The 22,440-nt window shown below is 72.8% G+C and carries 22 protein-coding genes; 13 read left to right on the top strand and 9 right to left on the bottom strand.

Annotated features, from left to right (window positions below; all coding sequences use genetic code 11):
* Positions 1-137: 137 nt before the first annotated feature.
* Complete coding sequence (locus tag DQE82_RS02670; RefSeq protein WP_043326246.1) at positions 138-779, top strand: hypothetical protein; 642 nt, start codon at positions 138-140, stop codon at positions 777-779.
* Between the two features lie 31 nt (positions 780-810).
* Positions 811-1,275: a PPOX class F420-dependent oxidoreductase gene (locus DQE82_RS02665; protein ID WP_030272926.1), complete on the top strand. Its 465-nt coding sequence runs from the start codon at positions 811-813 to the stop codon at positions 1,273-1,275.
* A gap of 1 nt (position 1,276) precedes the next feature.
* Here the strand turns inward: DQE82_RS02665 and DQE82_RS02660 are convergent, their stop codons facing one another.
* Both DQE82_RS02660 and DQE82_RS02655 read right to left on the bottom strand, forming a co-directional pair.
* Positions 1,277-1,918 carry an NAD(P)-dependent oxidoreductase gene (locus tag DQE82_RS02660; RefSeq protein ID WP_043326240.1) on the bottom strand — a complete coding sequence of 214 codons (642 nt, stop codon included), beginning with the start codon at positions 1,916-1,918 and terminating at the stop codon, positions 1,277-1,279.
* A 54-nt stretch (positions 1,919-1,972) separates the two neighbouring features.
* Complete coding sequence (locus DQE82_RS02655) at positions 1,973-3,205, bottom strand: serine hydrolase (RefSeq protein WP_113971910.1); 1,233 nt, start codon at positions 3,203-3,205, stop codon at positions 1,973-1,975.
* Positions 3,206-3,261: 56 nt separating this feature from the next.
* Between DQE82_RS02655 and DQE82_RS02650 the strand changes: the two genes are divergently transcribed.
* The 5 genes from DQE82_RS02650 (at position 3,262) to DQE82_RS02630 (ending at position 7,805) form a co-directional block, all read left to right on the top strand.
* Entirely contained in the window at positions 3,262-3,855 is a 594-nt protein-coding gene (locus DQE82_RS02650) for a pentapeptide repeat-containing protein (RefSeq protein ID WP_113971909.1), read from the top strand.
* A gap of 43 nt (positions 3,856-3,898) precedes the next feature.
* Positions 3,899-4,351, top strand: coding sequence for a pyridoxamine 5'-phosphate oxidase family protein (locus tag DQE82_RS02645; RefSeq protein WP_113971908.1), 453 nt, complete (start codon positions 3,899-3,901; stop codon positions 4,349-4,351).
* A gap of 1,120 nt (positions 4,352-5,471) precedes the next feature.
* A complete protein-coding gene (locus tag DQE82_RS30970; protein ID WP_233514572.1) occupies positions 5,472-6,374 on the top strand; it encodes a hypothetical protein in 903 nt (300 codons plus the stop codon).
* A gap of 125 nt (positions 6,375-6,499) precedes the next feature.
* Positions 6,500-7,405 carry a hypothetical protein gene (locus DQE82_RS02635; RefSeq protein ID WP_233514571.1) on the top strand — a complete coding sequence of 302 codons (906 nt, stop codon included), beginning with the start codon at positions 6,500-6,502 and terminating at the stop codon, positions 7,403-7,405.
* An 88-nt stretch (positions 7,406-7,493) separates the two neighbouring features.
* Complete coding sequence (locus DQE82_RS02630; RefSeq protein WP_043326231.1) at positions 7,494-7,805, top strand: hypothetical protein; 312 nt, start codon at positions 7,494-7,496, stop codon at positions 7,803-7,805.
* Between the two features lie 22 nt (positions 7,806-7,827).
* Here DQE82_RS02630 and dacB read toward each other — a convergent pair whose 3' ends face one another.
* On the bottom strand, positions 7,828-9,411 hold the full coding sequence (gene dacB, locus DQE82_RS02625) for a D-alanyl-D-alanine carboxypeptidase/D-alanyl-D-alanine-endopeptidase (protein WP_113971906.1): 1,584 nt from the start codon (positions 9,409-9,411) through the stop codon (positions 7,828-7,830).
* A gap of 192 nt (positions 9,412-9,603) precedes the next feature.
* On the opposite strand from dacB, the gene DQE82_RS02620 reads away from it, so the two are divergent.
* Positions 9,604-9,885: an iron-sulfur cluster biosynthesis family protein gene (locus DQE82_RS02620; RefSeq protein WP_030501863.1), complete on the top strand. Its 282-nt coding sequence runs from the start codon at positions 9,604-9,606 to the stop codon at positions 9,883-9,885.
* Between the two features lies 1 nt (position 9,886).
* Here the strand turns inward: DQE82_RS02620 and DQE82_RS02615 are convergent, their stop codons facing one another.
* Positions 9,887-10,978, bottom strand: a complete 1,092-nt coding sequence (locus DQE82_RS02615) for a hypothetical protein (RefSeq protein ID WP_187694267.1) — start codon at positions 10,976-10,978, stop codon at positions 9,887-9,889.
* 260 nt (positions 10,979-11,238) lie between these two features.
* On the opposite strand from DQE82_RS02615, the gene DQE82_RS02610 reads away from it, so the two are divergent.
* Together DQE82_RS02610 and DQE82_RS02605 are read left to right on the top strand one after the other, a co-directional pair.
* Positions 11,239-11,592, top strand: coding sequence for a hypothetical protein (locus DQE82_RS02610; RefSeq protein ID WP_233514570.1), 354 nt, complete (start codon positions 11,239-11,241; stop codon positions 11,590-11,592).
* A 250-nt stretch (positions 11,593-11,842) separates the two neighbouring features.
* The gene (locus tag DQE82_RS02605; RefSeq protein ID WP_113971905.1) at positions 11,843-12,235 is read left to right on the top strand and encodes a cupin domain-containing protein; all 393 of its coding nucleotides are present in this window, start codon (positions 11,843-11,845) and stop codon (positions 12,233-12,235) included.
* Positions 12,236-12,283: 48 nt separating this feature from the next.
* Here the strand turns inward: DQE82_RS02605 and DQE82_RS02600 are convergent, their stop codons facing one another.
* Both DQE82_RS02600 and DQE82_RS02595 read right to left on the bottom strand, forming a co-directional pair.
* On the bottom strand, positions 12,284-13,465 hold the full coding sequence (locus tag DQE82_RS02600) for a threonine synthase (protein ID WP_113971904.1): 1,182 nt from the start codon (positions 13,463-13,465) through the stop codon (positions 12,284-12,286).
* Between the two features lie 8 nt (positions 13,466-13,473).
* Complete coding sequence (locus DQE82_RS02595) at positions 13,474-14,508, bottom strand: DNA polymerase ligase N-terminal domain-containing protein (RefSeq protein ID WP_113971903.1); 1,035 nt, start codon at positions 14,506-14,508, stop codon at positions 13,474-13,476.
* Between the two features lie 78 nt (positions 14,509-14,586).
* Here DQE82_RS02595 and DQE82_RS02590 point away from each other — a divergent pair, with 78 nt between their 5' ends.
* Positions 14,587-15,369 carry an aldo/keto reductase gene (locus DQE82_RS02590; protein ID WP_043326222.1) on the top strand — a complete coding sequence of 261 codons (783 nt, stop codon included), beginning with the start codon at positions 14,587-14,589 and terminating at the stop codon, positions 15,367-15,369.
* Between the two features lie 62 nt (positions 15,370-15,431).
* Here the strand turns inward: DQE82_RS02590 and DQE82_RS02585 are convergent, their stop codons facing one another.
* Positions 15,432-16,568 carry a cellulose binding domain-containing protein gene (locus tag DQE82_RS02585; protein WP_043326220.1) on the bottom strand — a complete coding sequence of 379 codons (1,137 nt, stop codon included), beginning with the start codon at positions 16,566-16,568 and terminating at the stop codon, positions 15,432-15,434.
* 329 nt (positions 16,569-16,897) lie between these two features.
* Between DQE82_RS02585 and DQE82_RS02580 the strand changes: the two genes are divergently transcribed.
* Entirely contained in the window at positions 16,898-18,004 is a 1,107-nt protein-coding gene (locus DQE82_RS02580; protein WP_043326218.1) for an FAD-dependent monooxygenase, read from the top strand.
* A gap of 127 nt (positions 18,005-18,131) precedes the next feature.
* On the top strand, positions 18,132-19,889 hold the full coding sequence (gene ctaD / locus DQE82_RS02575; protein WP_113971902.1) for a cytochrome c oxidase subunit I: 1,758 nt from the start codon (positions 18,132-18,134) through the stop codon (positions 19,887-19,889).
* Positions 19,890-20,567: 678 nt separating this feature from the next.
* On the opposite strand, the gene DQE82_RS02570 is transcribed toward ctaD, so the two are convergent.
* A complete protein-coding gene (locus DQE82_RS02570) occupies positions 20,568-21,809 on the bottom strand; it encodes an MFS transporter (RefSeq protein WP_113971901.1) in 1,242 nt (413 codons plus the stop codon).
* A gap of 39 nt (positions 21,810-21,848) precedes the next feature.
* Positions 21,849-22,430: an isochorismatase family protein gene (locus DQE82_RS02565; protein ID WP_113971900.1), complete on the bottom strand. Its 582-nt coding sequence runs from the start codon at positions 22,428-22,430 to the stop codon at positions 21,849-21,851.
* Positions 22,431-22,440: the final 10 nt, after the last annotated feature.

Genomic DNA, 22,440 nt, shown 5'->3' with positions numbered 1-22,440 from the left:
CACATCGCCCGATTGCTGGGTATTGGCTGTGAATACTGCCTGTTTGCGTACGCGCTGCCGGGTGTCGCCCGTCGGACGTGACCGGTAACGTCTGCTCCCGGACCGGGCGGCGACCTCGACGGGCGGGGAGGTGGGCGTTGGCGCGTGGCGGCGTGTTCTGCGTCGAGGGGCAGTGGCACCGCGACCTCAACGAACGCGGGTCCGTCCTGCCCACGCTCGACCTGCTGGAGCGGCTCGGCCGCATCCGCTACATCCACAAGGACGCGGCCACCCGCGACGAGCTGTTCTACTTCGTCGACCGCTGGCTGCTCAAGCAGTACGCCGACCACCGGGTGGGCTTCTTCGCCATGCACGGCGAGCCGAGCCGGCTCTGCCTCACCGACTGGGACTCGGTCGAGCTGTCGGACGTGGCCGAGCGGATGGCCGGCCGCTGCGAGGGCCGCCGCCTCTACTTCGGCAGCTGCTCGGTGCTGCGTGCCTCCGACGCCACGCTGCGCGAGTTCCTCGACGTCACCGGCGCGGCGCTGATCTGCGGCTTCACCCGCGAGGTGGACTGGGTCGAGTCGGCCGCCTTCGAGACGGTGCTGCTCGACGTGCTCGCCAACGGGCAGCGGCACAACGCCGCCGAGCTGCGGATGCGCTCGGCGCACTGGGCGCCGCTCGCCGCGTACCTCGGTTTCCGGGTGATCTACGCCAACGGCCGCGCCTGGCGGCCCTCGGCCCGCCCGCGCGTGCCGGAGCAGGTCACCGCGCAGCGGTCCGCCGGCCGCCCGCGCTGAGAACGACGGACATGCCTGGTAGAACCGAGGCATGGCACGCAGCATCGCGAAGAACACCCGGGTCGACCGGGACGCCCTGATCGAGTTCCTCCGCCCCCGCCACCACGTCGTGCTCATGACCACCCGCTCCGACGGGCGCCCGCAGTCCTCCCCGGTGGCCTGCGGGGTGGATGCCGAGGGCCGGCTGGTGATCTCCACCTATCCCGAGCGTGCCAAGGTCGCCAACATCCGCCGCGACCCGCGCGTCTCCGCGTGCGTGCTCTCCGACGACTGGAACGGCCCGTGGGTGCAGGTCGACGGCGTGGCCGAGGTGCTCGACCTGCCCGAGGCGCTGGAACCGCTGGTCGAGTACTTCCGCAGCATCTCCGGCGAGCACCCGGACTGGGACGAGTACCGGTCGGCCATGGTCGCGCAGGGCAAGTCGCTGATCCGGGTCACGATCGAGTCCTGGGGCCCGATCGCCACCGGCGGCTTCCCGGCCCGGCTGGCCGACTGAATCAGTACGCGACCGTGAACCGGGCGTTGCCGAAGCGCGGATCCTCGATCTCGTCGACGATCGCCACCGCCAGGTCCTCGTAGGTGAGCACCGAACGGCCCTGCGCGTCGGTCACCGGGTGGTCGGTGCCGGTGCGGTAGTGCCCGGTCCGCTCGCCCGGGTGGAACTCCAGCGGCGGCGGGGAGACGTACGTCCAGGTCACCCCGTCGGCGCTGGACCTGTAGAACTCCAGCGCGTCGGCCTGGCCGTGCGCCGAGTCCCGGTACTCCTCCGGGAAGTCCGGCTCGTCCAGATACCGGGTCCCCTTCGGCGTGAGCAGCGTCGAGCCACCGCCGACGTGGATCACCCGAGGTGGGTCCGGCAACTCACGCAGCGTGTCGACCAGCGTCCGCGCGGCGTCGCGCCACAGGGCCCGCTCGCCGCCGCCGATGGCCACCACCAGCACATCCGCGTCCTCGGCCAGTTCGCGTACGCTCCGCGCCGACGTGGCGTCGCCGGTCACCGTGCGTACGCCTGGGGGTAGGTAGCCGACCGCCTCCGGACGCCGCACCGCCGCTGTCACCCGGTGCCCCCGCTCGACCGCCTCCGCGGCGATCCGCGAGCCCGCCGTCCCGCCGGCGCCGAACACGACGATGTCGCTCATGCCTCACAGGCTAGGCAGCCTGCCGGCGGGCGGCGGGAGTTCCGCCGAACCGGCTCAGTCGACGATCGCCGAGTAGACGAGCTGGCGCAACTGGCTGCGCAGCGGGTACGTGCTGGACGGCATCAACTGGGTGAACAGCAGCGCGGTGACCTCCTCCACCGGGTCCACCCAGAACGCGGTGCTGGCCAGGCCGCCCCAGTAGAACTCGCCGACGCTGCTCGGCACCCGCGACGGCACCGGGTCCAGCACGACCGCGAAGCCCAGCCCGAAGCCGATCCCGTCGAGGATCGTCTCGGCGAAGCCCTCCGGCGAGAACGAGGCCAGGTCCCGGTTGCCGGGCAGGTGGTTGCGGGTCATGAAGCGCACCGTGCGCGGCCCGAGCAGGCGCACCCCGTCCAGCTCGCCGCCACGCAGCAGGAACTGGGTGAACCGGTGGTAGTCGGCCGCCGTGGAGAGCAGCCCGCCGCCGCCGGAGTGCCACGTCGGCTCCGCCAGCGCGGCCCGGCCCACCCCGTCGGCGCGTACCGCCTGACCGGTCGCCGGGTGCGGGGCGTAGAGCGCGGCCAGGCGTTTCGCGTCCGCCGCGTCCACCCACCAGCGGGTGTCGGTCATGCCCAGCGGGCCCAGGATCCGCTCGGCGAAGAACGCGTCGAGCGACTGCCCGGAGATCACCTCGACCAGGCGGCCCAGGACGTCGGTGGAGACGCCGTAGTTCCAGCTCGTGCCCGGCTGGAACAGCAGCGGCAGCCGGGCCAGCCCGGCCGAGGCCGCCGCCAGGTCCGCGCCCGGCGGCACGCCCAGGTCGAAGCCCGCCGCCCGGTACAGGCCGTCGACCACCGACACCTGGGCGAAGCCGTACGTCAGGCCGGCCGTGTGGGTGAGCAGGTGCCAGATCCGGATCGGCTCGACCGCCGGCACCGTGTACGGCTTCAGCACCGAACCCCGGTCGTAGACGCGTACGTCGGCGAACTCCGGCAGCCAGCGGCTGACCGGGTCGTTCAGCTCGAGCCGGCCCTCCTCCCAGAGCATCATCGCGGCGACCGAGGTGATCGGCTTGGTCATCGAGTAGATGCGCCAGAGCGTGTCCGCCTCGACCGGCGTACCGGCCTCCCGGTCGCGCAGCCCGTACGTCGAGGAGTGGGCGATCTCGCCCCGGCGGGTGACGACGATCTGCCAGCCGGCGAGTCGGCCGTCGTCGACGTACCGGGCGAAGTGCTCGTCGATCCGCGCCAGCCGGGCGGGATCGAGGCCGACACGTCCGGGGTCGGTGCTCACGGTGACACTCACGACCGCGAACCTACCCGCAGGTATCGCGGCCGGGAAGTGTCACTAGGGTCGGTGGCATGCCGGAGCCGGTCGAGGACGTCACCTACCGCCAGCAGGACTGGTACGCCGAGGAGTTGGCCGACAGGCACTTCGTACGGTGCGAGTTCTTCCACGTCGACCTGACCGAGGCGGTCAGCCGGGGCGCGGTCTTCACCGACTGCGTGTTCGGCAACGTGGCGTTCAACGCCTCCCGGCACACCGACTCGGCGTTCACCAGGTGCTCGTTCAGCAAGTGCAACCTCTTCGAGGCCGAGTTCACCGGCTGCAAGCTGGTCGGCAGCACGTTCGACCGCTGCGACCTGCGCCCGCTGCGGATCGACCGGGGCGACTGGTCCTTCGTCACGCTCGCCGGCGCCGACCTGCGCGGGGCACGGATCACCGACGTACGGATGCGGGAGGTCGACCTGAGCGGCGCCGACCTCACCGGCGCGACGCTGACCGGCGTGGACCTCTCCGGCGCCCAGTTGCACGCCGCCAAGCTGATCCGGGCCGACCTGCGCGGCAGCGACCTGTCCGCGCTCGACCCGACGGCGGTGCAGCGTTCCGGCGCGCGGATCGACGCCGAGCAGGCGGTGATGCTGGCCCAGGCGCTCGGTTTCCAGGTCGGCTGAAAGCTGCCGCGGGTTGTCAGGTTTCCCGGCCAGAATCGGGCGCATGACATGGTGGTCCGATCTGGTGGCGGCCGAACCCGAGTTCGCGGCGCGGGTGCGCGCCCGCTTCGCGGTCCGCAAGCACGGCACGATGGCGACACTGCGGCGGGACGGCTCGCCGCGGATCAGCGGCACCGAGTTCGACTTCGGTGACGACGGGCAGCTGCGGCTGGGCAGCATGGCCGGCGCGGTCAAGGCGCTCGACCTGCGCCGCGATCCTCGGGTGGCGCTGCACAGCCCGACCGAGGACGCCCCGCCGGACGACCCGTCCACCTGGGACGGGGACGCGAAGATCGCCGGCCGGGCGCACGAGGAGCAGCCCGCCGAGGACGGCTCGCACAGCTTCCGGATCGAGCTGACCGAGGTGGTGCTCACCCGGGTCGGCGACCCGCCCGACCACCTGCTGATCGAGGGCTGGCACCCCACCCGGGGCCTGCGCCGCCGCACCCGCCACTGACGCCACCCACCATCCCGCCCCCCGGGGCGCCCCACCCCCGCCCCGCTCCCGTCGATCATGAAGTTGACGGCATTCCGCGCCCGAAATGTCCCCGCCAGCCTCATGATCAACAGGTTGACGAGGGTGGGCGCGCCCGGCCGGGGGAGATCTTGGAAGGAAATGGCTCCTATGGGGACCTGAATCTTCCAAGATCTGGTCCGTGGGGCGGGTTGGCGGCGTGGGGTGCGTGGGAATTGCGAGGGCGGATGCCTTCTGCAAGATCGCGTTCTGTGTCATCCTCCCTACGGCGAGCCACGGGGCCGGGCCGCTCGCCGCCGGTGGCCGAGGAGGGTCGGTGGCTGAGGACGACATCGCGCGGACCGGAATCCGGGTCGGGGGTTGGCTGCCCGCGCCGGACGAATCGGCAGACGCGCCGGCGCGGCCCACCGGTCCACGCCGCCTGCCCGGGGACACCGACCCCGGCGTGTCCCGGCCGGTGACGCCCCCGGACGCCGAACGCTCACCTTTCGGCGCGGACGATCCGGTGCCGCCGGTCGACCTGGATCCGCCCGGTACCGCTGTCTGGCCGCCTCCGCGCGCCGGCGGACCGCCGGCTCTCGACCTTCCGGCCGCCGGCCCGCTCCCGGCCGACACGCCTGTGTGGCCGCCTCCGCGCGCCGGCGGACCGCCGGCTCTCGACCTTCCGGCCGCCGGCCCGCTCCCGGCCGACACGCCCGCCCCGGGCGCGCTTGCCCCGGGCCCGCTTGCCCCGGGCCCGCTTGCTTCGGGTCCGCTTGCTTCGGGCTCGCTCGCTTCGGGCTCGATCGCTCCGGGTCCGCTCAGCCCGGGTGCGCCTGCTCCGGGTCCGCCCGGCTCCGGCACGCCCGCTCCGGGTTCGCTCGGCCCGAGGCCACTCGTCTCCGGGGCGGCTGCGTCGGCCGTCCCCGAGTCGCGTCCGAACCCGCCCGGCGGCCGGGTTCCGCTGGTCGGGCCGGCGCCGATCGGACTGCACCTGTCCGCTCCGTCGCCGGTCCGGCCCGCTTCAGATCCGGCCGAAACCGGACCGCCGCAGGTGGCCGAAACAGAAGCGAGACCGGGCCGGCACTCCGCCCGGGAGAGCATCCCGGCGCGCCTCGCCGATATGACCAGCGGGATCGGCCACCTGACCAGCGGGATCGGCGACCTGGCCGGCTGGATCGGCGATCTGGCGGGCGGGATCGGCGTCCGGCTGCGCGACGCGGCGCGAACCAGGCTGACACTCGGCCCGACCCGGCCCCCGGCCGACGCCCCGGCCACCCGGGTCGCCGTGGCCCGGGCCCGTCGTCGGCGCCGGCGCGCCGTGCTGGCGGCGGTGACCGTGACCGGGCTGGTGGCGGCGCTGGCGTACGCGAGCCGGTCACCCGCGCCACCGTCGAACCGGGAGACGTCGCCCGTGGCGGCGCCGAGCGATCAGGCGCCCGACCAGGCGCCCGATCAGGCGCCGGCCGACCCGGTGTCACCCGGCGGGCCGCTGCTCGACGCGGACCTGGCGCCGCTGCCGGGGGCGTTGTCGCTCACCGCGCTCGGTACGCGGGACTGGCGGCACTGGGGCGGTACCGGCGCAGACAGCTTCCATCGCAAGGCGGGCGGCACCGGCGAGATCCAGGATCCGGGTGGCGAGCGGCTGGAGCACAGCGCGGGCGCCTGTGATCTCCAGTGGACCGACGGCACGCCGACAGCGCGCCAGGAGGGCACCCGGGCGGGTGTCTTCCAGCGCGGCGCCGGGAAGAGCTTCACGCTCGGGGTGGCCGGGAGCGGGGACCTGCGCACGGTCCGGCTGTTCGTCGGCACGTTCTCGGCCGGCGCGCGGCTCGACCTGACGCTGTCCAGCGGCGGCGATCCCGTCGTCCGTGAGGTCGCCCTCGCCGCGGGCGACCGCTTCTACCAGTACGTCATCCGCTTCCGGGCGGCCCCGGGGGAGCGGCTGCTGATCAAATGGCAGGCCCTGACGGTCACCGGCGCGCAGAACGACGGGGTGGCGCTGCAGGCGGTCACGGTAAGCTGAGCGGCCGGTCTGGCGAGCGGCCGCCAGGTAACGAACTGGAAACGCCCGTCACTCGACATATGGCGCAAAGAGCCGTCCGGTGACACCGTGAAGCCCGTCGCGCACCAGTCGTATCCGGCGGTGTCGTGACCGAAGTGGAGGGTGTGGTGGGCCAGGAGGACCGTCCGCGTACCGGCCCCGGCTCGCATCGGCACGGCCTTCCGCGTACCCGCTCAGCGCTGCGGCGGCTGCGCCGTCGGCGTCGGCTGATGCTGGAAGGGCTGGCCGCGTTCCTCTGCCTGGCGGCACTGGCGCTCTACCTCGGCGTCGAGCGGCACGACGCGCCACGCGAGGAGCACGCTCGGCTGCCGGCCGCGCCGCCCGGCCGGGTCGGGCTGCCGAACGAGGCCGACGACACGGTGGCCAATCCGGGACTGCGTCCCCGGCAGCGGCCACCGTCGCCGAGCCCGACGCCGTCCACGCCGTCGCCGTCGCCGTCGAGCGCGCTCCCGCCGACAGTCACCGTGACCCGCGCCGAGGTGCCCGCCACCGTCGACCTCACCGCCGTGGGCACCACCGACTGGGTCCACTGGGGGCTCACCGGCGCCGACCGGACGGTCCGCAAGCGGGGCGGCTCCGGCGAGATCCGCGACGAGGGCGGCCGGGGGCGGCGGCAGAGCTTCAGCAACAACCCCGAGGCGTACGCCTGGCGCGACGGCAACCCGGTCGCGTCGGCGAGCGGCACCATGTCCGGCGTGTACGCCTGCCACCGGGGCAGCGGGTTCAACCTGGCGGTGGCCGCCGACGGGCAGCAGCGCACGGTGCGTCTGTACGCCGGGCTCTGGATGGCCCGTGGCCGCCTCGACGTGCGTGTCTCCACCGGCGGACCGGTGACCACGCTCCGGATGGAAGACCCGCACACCGCGCTCACCACCGAGTTCACGATCAAGTTCCGCGCCCAGCGTGGCGCGCGGCTGCTGCTGAACTGGACGGTGGAGGAGTCGCTCGGCGACTGCGGCAACGTCAGCCTCCAGGCGGTGGCGCTGCGCTGAGCGGGGACAGTTTGTCCGTCGCGTACCCGGCACGGCGTCGTAGGTTTCCGTTGTTCCCGTCCGACCATCCCCTGTGGAGGCACGACCGATGACCGGCCCTGCTCCCGTCGTCCCCGCCCGCCCCCGCGCCGACGGTGACGTGCTGCGCGAGATCCCGATGCCGCCGTACGTGACGGTCGAGGACGTCCAGTTCGCGGTGCGCGCGGTGGTGGTGCACGCGCCGCGGACGTGGTCGGGCGGGACCATCTGCCGCAACGACGCCAGCCCGCACCCGTGCCGGCTGCACCGGTGGGGTCGCCGGGTGCTCACCCTGCGCGGGCTCCCACCGGCCGAGATCGACGCGCTCGTCGAGCGGGGTGACCCCGCCGCCGGCCCGCAGCCGCGCCGCCCCGGCGCCTAGCACCGGGGCGGTACGGCGCCGGTCAGCAGAGCGCCGGTTTGACCCAGGAGCACTCCCGTCCCTCCGGTACGCGCGGTGACTCCGGCGCGGCCGGCACGGTACGCCGGGCGGTGGCCGTCTCCCTCTCGGTGTACGCGGCCAGGGCGATCGCGATCTGATCCTCCAGCCCCTTCACCGACGAGGTCAGGTAGTTGTTCAGCACGATCGAGAACGCCAGCAGCCGGCCGTCCGCACTCGTGACGTAGCCGGAGAGCGCTGACGCGCCGGTCAGGCTGCCGGTCTTGGCGTGCACGTTGTTCGCGGCGGCGGTGCCGCTCATCCGGCTGCGCAGCGTCCCGCCGACGAGCCGGTTCGGGTTGCCGGCCACCGGCAGCGCGGCGTACCAGGTGTCGAACCACGGTTCGGCGCGGACCGCCGAGAGCAGCGTGACGAACTGTCCCGGCGGGACGAGGTTGCGCCGGGACAGGCCGGAGCCGTCACGTTGGCGCAGCGTGCCGGTGTCCACCCCGGTGTCGCCCACGTACCTGCTGATCGCGGAGAGCCCGGCGGCCCAGGTGCCGGAGCCGGAGAGCTGCCGGCCGAGTTCCTTGGTGAGCACTTCGGCGTGGCCGTTGTTGGAGAGCTTGAGGAACGGCACCATGAGGTCGGTCAGCGGCATCGAGTCGTGCCGGGCCAGCGGCTTGGCCGTGTCCGGGGTGGCGGCGCCGAGCACGGTCCGCCCGAGCACCCGTACGCCGTGGCGGCGCAGCGCGGACCGGAACACGTCGGCCGCGTACCCGGTCGGTTCCCAGACCGTCACCCAGTCGCTCTCGGTGGCCTGGCCGAGCGCGATCTGGCCGGTGACCACCACTGTGTTGCCGGCGTGCTCGCGTTCGAACGAGATGGTGGTCTCGCCCTCGGTCACCGTCTCGGCCCGGTTCTCGATGCGCAGCCAGCCGTTGTCCGGAGTCATGGTGATCTTCGGTCGGGCGCCCGCCCGCGTTCCCGGCGCGGCGTGGACGATCACCGTGCCGGCGTCGTAGTCGGTGTCCGGGGCCACGGTGAGCGCGGACACCTGGGCGGCGTAGTAGTAGGGCTCGTCGTCCCAGGTCCAGTCCGGGCCGAGCCGGTCGCGGTCGTACCGGGTGTCGTCGGCGACCAGGTTGCCCGCGACGACCCGTACGCCGGTCGCGGCGACCTGCGCGGCGAGCCGGTCGTAGTCGGCGGCGAGGATGGTGGGGTCGCCTCCGCCGCGCAGGTAGAGGTCGCCGGAGAGCATGCCGGCGTGGCGCGGCCCGTCGGCGCTCACGTCGGTGGTGAACCGGTGGCCCGGTCCGAGCAGTTCCATCGCCGCCGCGGAGGTGAACAGCTTGGTGTTGGAGGCCGGGATGAGCCGTCGCGTCCCGTTGCGGTCGTACAGCGTGCGGCCGGTGGTGGTGTCGACGACGACCACGCCCGCCTGCGCGCCGTCGAGCCGGCTGTCGGCGAGGACGGCGTCGATGGTGGCGTGCAGCCGGGTCTGCGCGGGGGTGGGCGCTTCGGCAGTGGCGGTGGTGGGGCCGGCGGTGGCCGCGGTGGCGACCAGCACCAGCACCGCGAGCGCCCGGGGGAATAGGCGACGATGCATGTGCCGATGCTGCCATGGAGATTTCCTGCGGGAAAGACTCCGGTGTGAAAGGTTATCGCCAGGAGACGTGGCGCGCACCGCGCCGTCTCTGCCCCCAGCCTAGGGATTCGCCGGGCCGAGGGAGGGAAAAGACCTGTACGTGGGCCTTGTCGCCCGCGCGAATCCCGACATCCAGCCATGAGGAGTTCAGCGATGCTGACCATGACCGACAACGCCGTCCTGGTGATCCGTGACCTCGCCGCCCAGCAGGACGTGGCCGACGCCGGTGGGCTGCGCATCGCCGCCGACACCGAGGCCGGTTCGCTCTCCATCGAACTGGTGCCGGAGCCGGTGCGGGGCGACCAGGTGGTGGACACCGAGGGGGCGCGCATCTTCCTCGACTCCGACGCCGCCGAACTGCTGAACGACACCTCGGTGGACGCGGTCGTCGACGACGAGGGCGTGGTGCAGTTCGGGTTCACCGAGAAGGAGTGAGTCAGCCGGCGCGGCGGGACTCCCCGCCGCGCGGCGAGCGGCCGGTACGTCCCCGTTCCGGGACGTCCGGGTCGGCCCACCACGCCCGGCCGCGCTGGTCCCGTTCCGGTCGGACCAGTGCGGCCAGCACCTGCGCCAGGTGGTGCGAGGTGCTCCACGCGATCCAGTTGGCCGGGGAACCTGCGCCCGCGCCGCGCCGGGCCCGCCGGACGATCTCGTGGTCGCCCCAGGAGAAGCCGGCCCCGGCTGCCGGCCAGTGCGCGGCGGCGGTCACCGTGCGGCACAGGTCGGCGAAGCGCTCGTCGCCCCGCCCGCCGCGCCGCGACCAGCGGTAGACCCACCACGCGTCGTCGGTTGCCCAGCGCAGCGTGGGAACCCGGTCGACCGGCTCGTCCGCGCCCCGTACCGCGCAGCTCACGCCGTAGTCGCCGTACCCGAGGTCCAGGTCGGCCAGGCGTTGCCAGAGCGACCAGTCGTACCGGTCCAGCCGGACCGGCTCGTCCACCGGAAGCCGGGACAGGGCCGGCGGCATCCCGCCGGCCGCCACCGTCACCGAGCGCCAGGCGTGCCGCCGGGCCCATTCCGCCGCGCGCCGCACCCGTGGCTCGGCCAGCCGGACGTCCGCGGTGCAGCACACGTCCTCCGCGTCGAGCAGCAGGTCGCACTGCTCCGGCATCAGGCCGGTCAGCCGCCACACCCGCTCCGCGGCGGCCGTCGCGGCGTCCGGCCCGCTTCGGTCCGGGCCGGTGCGCAACCGGACGACCGCGTGGTGCGCCCAGGCCCGTGCCGCCGCGCCGTGCGCGGCCAGCCGCCGGTCGCTGTCCGTCAGGCCGATGACAGGCGCCAGCGGTACGCCCCAACGGACCGGATCGTGTTCCGGGGTGTCCGGAAGCGCCGACACGTCGACGGCGGGCAGCAGCCCGTCCGGCAACCGAGCCAGCGAGTCCTTGATGGACGGTGTGTCCGCCGCGACGTCGAGAACCGGTGCGAGCAGCGGGGTGGAGGCTCCGTCGAGATGGGACAGCGCCTCCAGCTCACCGCGCCGCGCGGCCAGCACCGGGCGGTAGACCGGGCCTCGGGGCGACTGCACCATACTTAAATGTAGCCAGCCGATCGCTCTGCGTCACGTCGTGAACGTTTTCGCAGGTCAGAGCCGTTCGCTGTCAATGATCGGACACTTCATCGGCTGGTTGCCGGGCGGTGCGCCGACATAGCGTCGGAATCATCGAGGGTGACCGCCGACGATCGCCCGAACGCGCACGAACGCCTCCGGCCGGCGTACCGGCGGGAGAGAGGATCACCATGCCCAGCCGCAGAGGTAGGAGGGAAACCACCGGCCAGCCGATCCCGAGCATGCGGGAGGCCGCACGCGCCGACACCGAGATCAACTCGTGTTCGCCGGTCGGGCTGCCGGCCACCGCACGGATGCTGTTCGCCGTGGTCGACGCCGACGGAAAACTCGTCCGCGGCCTCGGCGCCACCTCGGCCACCCGGCTCGCCGCCGGGATGTACCAGGTCGCGTTCGACCAGGACGTGGCCGGAGCGGCGTACGTCGGATCGGTGGGCCCCGCGACGGCGAACGGGCTGGTCCCGCAGGGTGTCATCACCGTGGCGCCGCGCTCGGGTATCGCGAACGCCGTATTCGTCGAGACGCACGGCACGAGCGGGCACGTGGACCGTCCGTTCCACCTGGCCGTGCTGGCCTGACCGGACGCGCAGACGAGCGCACGGCGCCGCACGACCTCCGGTCGTAACGTCGCCGCGCTCCGGCCGTCTCCCACCGCCGCAGCCGTACAGGCGGTACGCCAGCGGGGACTTGGCTCGACCGGCCCGTCCCGCACCGGTCTTGTCGGCAGCACATGCCCCTTCTCCGGGGATCCAAACCGGATCGGCGTGGGGAATTCCACCATCTGCGACTCCCGGCGTGGCGGGCGCGTGATCGGGGTATGAGCGGGCCATGGAGCATTTCACTATCGCGACAGTCGCCGAGAAGAGTCCCGACTTCCGCCGCGTGCTCTGGACCGGGGAGCGCACCCAGCTGGTCATCATGACCATTCCGCCGGGCGGCGAGATCGGCGAGGAGGTCCACGAGGGCATCGACCAGATCCTCACGTTCGTCAGCGGCACCGGCGAGGCCCGGGTGGCCGGCGAGAAGAAGGAGGTCGTCTCCGGCGACCTCGTGGTCGTCCCGGCCGGCACGAAGCACAACTTCGTCAACACCGGGCCGAACCCGCTGGTGCTCTACACCGTCTACGGCCCGCCGGAGCACGCCGACGGCGCGGTGCACAAGACGAAGGAGGAGGCGGACGCCGCCGAGGAGGCCGGCGAGGACGAGCCGCCGACGTCCTGACGCCCGGTGCGCACGTGTTGAGCGGGGGCCCCTGCTATACCGGAGACGTTAAGAAGGGGCCCCTCCTTGCACCAGGCCGGGGTATTTCAGGCCGGCGCCGGTGTTCAGCACCACCACGCGCTCGCCGGGACGGATCCAGCCACCGGCCCGCAGGTGCCGGGCGGCGGTCAGGCAGGCCGCGCCCTCCGGGCAGAGCAGCAGCCCCTCGCGGGCGGCGAAGTCGCGCAGGTCGGTGAGGATCTCCGCGTCGTCCACGGCGATCGCGGTGCCGGCGCTCTCCCGCAGCGCGGACAGGATCAGCTCGTCGCCGAGCGGGGCGGGCACGGTGATGCCGAACGCGACGGTGCGCGCGTCCTCCCACGGGGTGACGCGGTCCTCGCCGGACGCGAACGCCCGCACGATCGGCGCGCATCCGGTGGACTGCACCGCTACCAGCCGGGGCAGCCGGTCCTCGACCCAGCCCAGCTCGCGCAGCTCGTGCAGCGCCTTGTGGATGCCGATCAGCCCGACGCCCCCGCCGGTCGGGTAGACGATCACGTCGGGCACCTGCCAGCCGAGCTGCTCGACGATCTCGTACCCCATGGTCTTCTTGCCTTCGAGGCGGTACGGCTCGCGCAGCGTGCCCGCGTCGAAGATCCGCCCGTCCGACCCGGCGATCAGCTCGGCGATGTCCCGGCCGGCGTCGTTGATCAGGCCGTCGATCAGCCGCAGATCCGCGCCGGCGGCGAGGCACTCCTCCCGGCAGATGGTCGGCGCGGCCAGCGGCATGGCGATCGTCGCGCCCATCCCGGCCCGCGCCGCGTACGTGGCCCAGGCCGCCCCGGCGTTGCCGTTCGTGGGCATGGCGATCCGCTCCACGCCCAGTTCCCGGGCCCGGCTCACGCCCACCGACGCGCCCCGCGCCTTGAACGACCCGGTCGGGGTCAGCCCCTCGTCCTTGACGAGCAGATCCGCGATGCCGATCTCGTGGCCGTACGCGGGCGCACGCCACATCGGCGTCCAGCCCTCGCCGAGCGTGGTGACGCACCGGGCATCGGCCACCGGCAGCAGCTCCCGGTAGCGCCACAGGTCGGCCGGGCGCAGCCCGAACTGCTCCGGGGCCACGGTGGCGGCCACCTCGGCGAGGTCGTAGCGGGCCAGCAGCGGCGAGCCGCAGCCGCACAGGTTCTGCAACACGTCGGCCGGATGGTCACGACCGCAGCGCGGGCACTCCAGGTGCGTCAGGTGCACGGTGGTCCTCAGCTCGCGTCGATGCTCAGCCAGTGCCGGCTGCGCCGGCCCGGCTCGTACGGGGAGTCGAGGCGTTTCGCCACCACTCCCGGGAGCCCCTGCTCACGGGCGGCCCGCAGGGCGTCCGCACCGACTCCCGGGAACCACGGCGGAGTCTGCCAGTGCGGACCGGCGAGCGCCAGACCGTCGAGCAGGTCACGGCGTTGCGCGTACGGCACCTCCAGGCTCGGCACGCCCTCCAGCCAGAGCAGGTCGACGGCGAGGAACTGCCCGTCGCGCCGGGTCGGCGGCCGGACCCGCCCGGCCGGGTCGATCCGGACCAGCACGCCGTCCAGCACCGCCTCGGCCGGGGCCAGCGCCTCGGCCATCGCCCGCAGCCAGGGGTACGACCCGGTGACCTCGTCGCCGTCGCCGTCGAGCAGCCGCAGCCGGCCGCCCGAGACGTACGCCATCGCGCGCACGCCCGCCCAGCGCAGCTCGTACCCCCAGGCGTCGGCGTCGCGCGGCAGCCGCCCACCCTCGGCGGGCCGCATCGGGCGGACCAGGTCGGGCATCGGCGTCCAGCCCTCCGGCGCCGGGTCGGTGCGCCTGATCATCCAGTCCCGGCCCCGCCCGCCGGTGGCGAACAGCACGTACCGCCCCTTCGTGCGCTCGCCGTCGAGCACCACGATCACCTCGTCGTCGCGCCACTTCTCGGCCCGGTAGGTGCCGGTGTCGTGCACTGTCATCCGGCCGCCGCCGTACTCCCCGGCGGGAATCTCCCCGTGGAACGTCAGGTACTCCATCGGGTGGTCCTCGGTGTGCACGGCGAGGTGGTTGCGGCCCGGGTCGCGGGGCAGGCCGCGCGGCACCGCCCAGGAGGCGAGTACGCCGTCGTGCTCCAGCCGCAGGTCCCAGTGCAGGCTCCGGGCGTGGTGCTGCTGAATGACGAAGCGGGGCGCGCGCCGCGCGGACCGCTTCCGGCCGGGCGCCCGCTCGGGCACCGGTTCCGGGGTACGCGCGGCGTCCCGTTTGCGCCGGTACTCGTCCAGCCGGTCCGCCATCCCCGCATCCTCCCCCAGACGCGCCGTGCGCGCCGGGATGCCGGTGTGTGTGCGGCGAACCGGGGTAGAACGGGGGACATGGACAGCGACCAGCCCACCCTTCCGCTCGCCGGTGACGTCCGGATCCCGCTGCTCGGCTTCGGGACGTGGCAGGCCACCGGCGAGGCCGGGTTCCAGGCCGTGCTCGCCGCGCTGGACGCCGGCTACCGGCACATCGACACGGCCACCATGTACGGCAACGAGAAGGAGGTCGGGCGGGCGGTCAAGGAGAGCGGGCTGCGCCGCGAGGACGTCTTCATCACCACCAAGCTGCCGCCGGACCGGGTGGGCCGGGAGCGGGAGACCATCGAGGCGAGCCTGGCCGCCCTGGACACCGACTACGTGGACCTGTGGCTGGTGCACTGGCCGCCGTCCGCGCCCGGCGACAGCATCCCGGTGTGGCGGGAGATGCTCGCCGCGCGGGACGAGAACATGGCGCGCACGGTCGGGGTGAGCAACTACTCGATCGGGCAGATCGACGAGCTGATCCAGGCCACCGAGGAGACGCCGGCGGTCAACCAGATCCGCTGGAGCCCCTCGCTGTACGAGCGGCACACGCACGCCGCCCACCGGGACCGGGGCGTGGCGCTGGAGGGGTACAGCCCGTTCAAGACCAGCGACCTGTCCGACCCGGTGCTGGTCCGCATCGCCCAGGCGCACGACGTGTCGCCGGCCCAGGTGGTGCTGCGCTGGCACATCGACCACGAGATCGTGGTCATCCCGAAGTCGGTCACGCCGGAGCGGATCCGGGCCAACGTCGACGTGTTCGGGTTCTCGCTCACCGCCGAGGAGATGCGCGACATCGACGCGCTCGCCGGCTGAGGCGTACCCGTGGAAGGGGCGCGGTCCGCAGCGGACCGCGCCCCTTGCGTCGTGTGCGGTGGTCAGCCCCGGGCGCAGGTGGAGCCGTTGAGCGTGAAGCTGCTCGGTGCCGAGTAGCTGCCGTTGAGCGTCGCCTGGTAGCCGAAGGTGGTCGACGCGCCGGGCGACAGGGTGCCGTTGTAGCCGGCGTCGCGCGCGGTCACCGCGGAGCCGCTCTGGCTCACGGTGGCGTTCCACGCGTTGGTGACGGTCTGCCCGGAGGGCAGGTTGTAGTTGAGGGTCCAGCCGTTGATCGTGCCGGAGCCGGTGTTCTTGACCGTCACCTCGGCGGTGAAGCCGTTGTTCCACACGTTCGCCGCCTTGTAGGTGACGGTGCAGGACGCGCCGCCCGAGGGCGGGGGCGTGGTCGGCGCCGACGTGGTCGGCGGCGGGTTGGAGCCGCCGGTGTTGACGTTCTGCGAGAACGAGTTGACCGCCAGCCCGACGCCGCCCTGCCACGGCTCGAAGCCGGCCTGGATGCTGGTCAGGTACCAGTCGTTCGTGATCGCGCCCCGGTTGCGGGTGTCGTTGATGAACGCCAGCGCGTCGAAGCTGAAGCTGGGGATGGCCGACGGCGACAGGTACGAGATGACGTTGTTCGAGCCGTTGCTGCCGCGCCACACCTCCCAGGTCCGGCCCGCGATGTTGGCGGTGCCGACCGGGGAGCCGATGGGCTGGATCGAGCCCTGCCGGTTGAGCCAGATCATGATCTCCATCTGGTTCACCCCGTCCCGCTTCGGCGACGGGTCGAGCCAGATGTCGTACGAGGCGTTGAAGATCGCGCCGCTGACGTAGTTGTAGCTGATGCTGGACGGTGCGCTGCTGATGTTCTTCACCTGCACCGGCAGGTTCGTGCCGGGCGAGCAGTTGGTGTAGTGGCAGCCCACGAAGATCGACGGGTAGGCGACCGGCGCCCCGTTTGTCGGCGCGGAGCCGTCCGCCCGGGTGATCGAGAAGCCGGTCGAGGTGACGTTGATGCACTGCTGGGCGCTGGTGCCCCAGCGGTTGTTCTGCACCACGTACTTGCCGCCGATGGTGGTCGAGCCGTACTGCTCGCAGATCTGCGTGTCGGCGGAGGCGGTGCCGCCGAGCGCTACGGCGACGATGGTGCCGGCGGCCAGCAGGCCGGCTGCGGCGAGAGCCCTGAGTGGACGCTTCATGATGCTCCTTGGCTCGGCGCGGGGACGGCGCCGGTTCGGTCGGTGCTACGGACGGGAGCGCTCCCACGGTGCAGGGAATACATTTACATGTCTCAAATCATTGCGCAAATGCGCCGGGCTCGTTAACGCTCCGCGTACGGCCGGTGGTGCGACCGAGTGCCGCGGCCGACCCCTTCCCCCAGATGGAGGCGGGATTCCTGCCGGTGGGACGGGGTGTGCCGCCGACCGGCGGTCCGTGCCAGGGCGAGCGGGCACTTCCGCCGCCTGGTTGCGGCGAGTAATGTCTTGCCTCCAACGCGTGCCGTTCCCCTCCGGAGGCGTAACCCACCATGGGTGGTTCACCCCTGCGCGTCCTCGTCGTCGGCGCGGGCATCGCCGGACTCGCCGTCGCCCGGGCGCTTCGCCTGGCGGGATTCCGGCCCGACGTCACCGAGCGGCTGCCACCCGCGGAGTCGACAGACACCGGCCTCTACCTGCCGGGCAACGCGGCCCGGGCGATGCGCCGGCTCGACCTCGACGGCCCGCTGCGCCCGCTCGGCCAGGTGATCCACCGGCAGCGCTTCCTCGACGCCGCCGGTGCGCCGCTGTGCGAGGTCGACCTCGACGCGCTCTGGACCGGAGTGGGGGAATGCCGGGCGCTGCCCCGGGCCGAGCTGCACCGGGTGCTGCTCACCGGCGCCGGCGGCGCGGTCCGCCACGGCGCCGAGGTCAGTACCGTCGACCCGCTGCCCGGAGGCGTGGCGGTCGGCTTCACCGACGGCACCAGCGCGGAGTACGACCTGGTCGTCGGCGCGGACGGCCCACGCTCGGCGGTACGCACGCTCGCCGCGCTCGGCGGGCCGCCCCGCCCCGCCGGTCACGTGGTCTACCGGGCCCTCGTGCGCGGCGGCCCGCGGATCGCCGACTGGACCGCCCTGCTCGGCCAGCGGGCCGGGTTCCTGGTGGTGCCGCTCGGCGCCGGGCGGCTCTACTGCTACGCCGACGAGGCCGGCACCGACCTGCCCGCCGACCCGCTCGCCCGGCTGCGCGAGCTGTTCGGCTCCTACGGCGGCCCCGTCCCGGAGGTGCTGGACGCGCTGGAGACGGTGTGCGTCGAGCGCACCGAGGAGGTCGAGCTGGGGCGGTGGTTCCACGGCCGGGTGCTGCTCGTCGGTGACGCCGCTCACGCCACCGCGCCGACGCTCTCCCAGGGCGCGGCCATGGCGCTGGAGGACGCCGTCGTGCTCGCCGAGTCGCTGCGCGCCGCCGGCAGCGTCGACGCCGCGCTGCTGGCGTACGAGAGTCGCCGCCGCCCGCGTACCCGCTGGGTGCGGGACCGGACCCGGGACCGCAACCGCACCCGCGACGTGCCGCCGGCGCTGCGCGACCCGTTGCTGCGCGGACGCGGCGGACGGATCTTCCGGGAGCACTACCGGCTCCTGACCGGCCCGCTCTAGGCGGCCGGAGATCGTAGCCGCCCACCCCACGCGGCGGGGCCACCTACCGGGGACTATCCTCCTTGCGGATGACGGCTGCGCCGATGACCAGCGCGCCGAGCGGGACAACCAGAACCGGAGGCCACTCGTGACCACCGTCGCACCCAAGCCGGTCGTGACCCGGCCCTGGCCGGTCCGGGAGCCGGTCAAGGGGTCGGCCCTCGCGCGGCTGTTGCGCACCACGGACGCGAAGCAGATCGGGATCATGTACATGGTCACCGCGTTCGTGTTCTTCATGATTGGTGGCCTGATGGCCCTGATCATGCGTGCCGAACTGGCGCGGCCGGGCCTGCAGTTCCTGTCGCCCGAGCAGTACAACCAGCTCTTCACGATGCACGGCACGATCATGCTGCTGTTCTTCGCGACGCCGATCGTGTTCGCCTTCGCGAACTACGTGGTGCCGCTGCAGATCGGCGCGCCGGACGTGTCGTTCCCGCGGCTCAACGCCTTCGCGTACTGGCTCTACCTGTTCGGCGGCACGCTCGCCACCGCGGGCTTCATCGCCCCGGGCGGCGCGGCCGACTTCGGCTGGACCGCGTACACGCCGCTGAGCACCGCCGACCACGCCCCGGGCGTCGGCGCGAACATGTGGGTCGTCGGCCTGGCCATCTCCGGTCTGGGCACGATCCTCGGCGCGGTCAACCTGATCACCACGATCCTGACCCTGCGCGCGCCCGGCATGACCATGTTCCGGATGCCGATCTTCACCTGGAACATGCTGGTCACCAGCCTGCTGGCGATCCTGGTCTTCCCGCTGCTGGCCGCCGCGCTGTTCGCGCTCGCCGCGGACCGCCTGATGGGCGCCCACGTGTACGACCCGGCGACCGGCGGGCCGATGCTGTGGCAGCACCTGTTCTGGTTCTTCGGCCACCCCGAGGTGTACATCATCGCGCTGCCGTTCTTCGGCATCATCAGCGAGATCATCCCGGTGTTCTCCCGGAAGCCGATCTTCGGCTACAAGGGCCTGGTGGCCGCCACCATCGCCATCGCCGCGCTGTCGATGAGCGTCTGGGCGCACCACATGTTCGCCACCGGCCAGGTGCTGCTGCCGTTCTTCAGCTTCCTGAGCTACCTGATCGCGGTGCCCACCGGTATGAAGTTCTTCAACTGGATCGGCACCATGTGGCGGGGCCAGATCACCTTCGAGACGCCGATGCTGTTCTCGATCGGCTTCCTGGTGACGTTCCTCTTCGGTGGTCTCACCGGTGTGCTGCTGGCCAGCCCGCCGCTCGACTTCCACCTGCACGACTCGTACTTCGTGGTGGCGCACTTCCACTACGTGCTCTTCGGCACCATCGTGTTCGCTGTCTTCGCCGGCATCTACTTCTGGTTCCCGAAGATGTTCGGCCGGATGCTGGACGAGCGCCTCGGTAAGATCCACTTCTGGCTCACCATGATCGGCTTCCACACCACGTTCCTGGTGCAGCACTGGCTGGGCAACGAGGGCATGCCGCGCCGGTACGCCGACTACCAGGCCATCGACGGCTTCACCACGCTGAACACGATCTCCACGATCGGCGCGTTCATCACCGGTATCTCGACGCTGCCGTTCATCTGGAACTGCTGGAAGTCGTACAAGACCGGCCCGGTCGTCGAGGTCGACGACCCGTGGGGCTACGGCAACTCGCTCGAGTGGGCCACCAGCTCCCCGCCGCCGCTGCGCAACTTCGACCGCATGCCGCGCATCCGCTCCGAGCGGCCGGCCTTCGACGCGAAGTTCCCCGAGCTGGCCGCCGGGCAGAGCCTGGCCGGACCGCCCGAGGGTGGTGCCAAGCCGCTGACCAGCGAGGCCAACGGTGGTGCCAGCTACCAGGAGGACACCGCAGGCAACCTCGACCAGCGCTGAGTTTCGCGCCGTCACGTCGAGCCGGGCGCCGCACTCCCCAACGGGGGTGCGGCGCCCGCCCTTTTCCCTGCCCGCCCTGTCCCGCCTGTCCCGATCCGCCCGTCCCCGTCGATCATGAAGTTGACGGCAGTTCGTGTCCGTTTTGTCGCTGCCAACCTCATGATCGACGGGGTGAGGCGGGGTGAGGCGGGGGCGCGGCACCAGTTCGGGGAAGTGGTGGTGTCCGGGGTACCTGGACCCAGCCACTTCCCCGTTCTGGCTTCGCTCTGCCTTGGGCGCTCCGGTGATCAAGGAGTTTGTGTCGTCCTGGGGTGCCTGAGGGGACGCCAACTCCTTGGTCAACTTGCAGGGTGGTGGGGTTCGGGGCCGGGGACATCGCGCGGGCACCAGTTCGGGGGAGTGGGGGTATCCGGGGTGCGTGGACCCAGCCACTTCCCCGTTTTGGCTCCGCCCCTGCCTCGGGCGCTCCGGTGATCAAGGGGTTTGTGTGGTCCTGCGGTGCCTGAGGGGACGCCAACTCCTTGGTCAACTTCGGGGAGGGTGGGGTTCCGGGCCGGCGGGGGCGTCACGCAGGCACATGTTCGGGGGAGTGGGGGTGTCAAGGGCACCTGGACCCAGCCACTTCCCCGTTCTGGCCTCGCCCTCCGCCTCGCGGAGACACGAACTCCGGCCGAGGGGTCAGCGGGGGGCTAGGGCCAGGTCGGGATCCAGGGTCGGGGTGGGGGCCGGGGTGCGGCGGTGGCGCAGCTCGATCGGGAGCACCACCAGCGCCACCAGCGCCCCGATCGCGCCGGTGACCGCGAAGCCCCACGCGGGCGCGGAGGCGTCGATCACCGCGCCGGCCAGCGGCGCGCCGAGCGCGATGCCCACCGTCACGGCGGAGCCGTGCAGCCCCATCGCCACACCGCGTACGGAGGGCGGGGCCAGCCGGCTGACCGCGTCGGAGGTGGACGCGAGGGTGGGCGCGCAGAGCGCACCGGCCGGGATCAGCGCGAGACAGAGCAGCCACCAGTGCGATCCGCCCAGCCCGACCGGGATGGTGGCGAGGCTCAGCGCCGCCACCAGCGCCAGCGGGGAGAACGAGCGGCGTACCGCGCCGTACGCGAAGCCGCCCACCAGCGAGGCGACCGCCCAGGCGGCGAGCACGACGCCGGTCCAGCCGACCTCGCCGCCGGAGCGGAGCACGGCGACCACTGCGACGTCGGTGCCGCCGAGCACGAGGGTGGCGGCGAGGCTGACCGCCAGCACGGCGAGCAGGCGCGGGGTGAGCCACTCGCGGCGGTGTACCGGGCGCTGCGGCCCGGTCTGCTCGTCGGCGGTCCGCACCGGCGGGTTGAGCAGCCAGAAACAGATGCCGGAGCCGACGATCCCGGCGCCGACCGCCCACAGCGTCAGGCGCGGCGTGACGGCGGTGGCCAGGGCGACGGCGAGCGCCGGGCCGACCATGAACGACAGCTCCATCGCCATCGAGTCCAGCGCGTACGCGGGGCGGCGCTTCTCGGCCGGCACGAGCGCGGCGATCGACTGGCGGATCATCGAGAAGATCGGCAGCGCGAGCAGCCCGGCGAGGAACGCGGCCGGCAGCAGCACCGGGTACGGCAGTGTGGGCGCGGCGGACCAGAACAGCGCCTCGGCGACGGTGGTGAGCACCAGCACCGGCCGCAGTCCCCGGCGGTCGATGAGCCGCCCGAGCAGCGGGGCGCCGACCGCCGCGCCGATGGTCGACGCGGCGCCGACCAGGCCGGCGGCGCCGTAGCCGCGGCCCAGGTCGAGCACCACGTAGAAGGTGAGCGTCACCCCGGTGGCGGTGAGCGGCACGCGGGCCAGCACCGACACCAGCAGCAACGATCGGACACCGGGTAGGGCGAGCGCCTCCCGGTAAGGCTTCAGGTTCACGACGGTCCGTACCTCCGGCGTCATCCTGGGGCCGGGGTACGACACCCGCAAGCGATTACCGGGTCAAGCGGTGGCGATCACAGGCTCGCCCACCGTGGTCACCCCGGCGCCGTCGAGGGCCCGCAGCGCCACGTCGAGCGTGTCCGGCGCGACGGCGGCGGTCAGGTCGAGCAGCACAGTGGTCCGGAAACCCTCCCGGGCGGCGTCCAGCGCGGTCGCGCGCACGCAGTGGTCGGTGGCGATGCCGACCACGTCGACCCGGTCCACGTCGTGCCGGCGCAGCCAGTCGGCCAGGCACTCGCCGTCGGGCGCATGGCCTTCGAAACCGGAGTACGCGGCCGCGTGCTCGCCCTTGTGGAAGATCGCCTCCACCCGGTCGGTCGCCAGCTCGGGGTGGAACTCGGAGCCGGAGGTGCCGACCACGCAGTGCCGGGGCCAGGAGTCGACGTAGTCCGGCGGGTCGCCGAAGTGCGCGCCCGGGTCGATGTGGTAGTCCTTCGTCGCGACCACGTGGTCCCACCGGTCCGGCTCGGCGGCGAGCAGCCGGGAGATCCCGGCGGCCACTCCCGCCCCGCCGCCGACCGCGAGGGAGCCGCCCTCGCAGAAGTCGTTCTGCACGTCCACGATGATCAGGGCGTTCGCCATCGGGTTCCTC

It is taken from the genome of Micromonospora sp. LHW51205 (assembly GCF_003315815.1).
GTDB lineage: Bacteria > Actinomycetota > Actinomycetes > Mycobacteriales > Micromonosporaceae > Micromonospora > Micromonospora chalcea.
The sequence above is the reverse complement of the archived record's forward strand: the minus strand, read 5'-3'. Positions and strand labels throughout refer to the sequence as shown.